This window comes from [Flexibacter] sp. ATCC 35208, assembly GCF_001975825.1.
In the GTDB taxonomy this organism is placed as follows: domain Bacteria; phylum Bacteroidota; class Bacteroidia; order Chitinophagales; family Chitinophagaceae; genus Chitinophaga.
On record NZ_MTKN01000330.1, the window covers coordinates 1 to 394 of the forward strand.

General features: G+C 32.2%; 1 protein-coding gene. It reads right to left on the reverse strand.

The window, feature by feature from the left end; genetic code table 11:
- On the reverse strand, positions 1 to 172 hold a 172-nt coding region (locus BW716_RS39770; RefSeq protein WP_143709276.1), incomplete at its 3' end, for an adenylosuccinate synthetase.
- Positions 173 to 394: the final 222 nt, after the last annotated feature.

Sequence of the window (394 nt, forward strand, 5' to 3'; positions counted from 1 at the left end):
AACTAGAATGAACGTGCTTTTTATCGCCGATCATTACCGTATGTGCCGCTTGTTGTCCTGCTGAAAACCGAATAACTATAGATTCAGGATTTTGCTTCGCCAGAAAATCTGTCGTAATTCCTTTTCCTTCATCACCAAATCCTAAACCTATAACTATTTGTGCTGTTTTCATTTTGTTGTTATTATTATAATCTCTCAAAGTCGCGAAGTTTTTTTAAAGCATATTCATACGATATCTTTAAGTAATCTCAACTCATCAACTCTTTAAAACTTAATCTTTTTTATAAAAATCTTTGCGCCTCTGCGAGCAAATTTATCTTTGCTGAAAAAAAAGCTTGATAATTAATCTCGCAGAGTTCCAAAACTTTTAAAGCATTTCTATATTATCTAATCC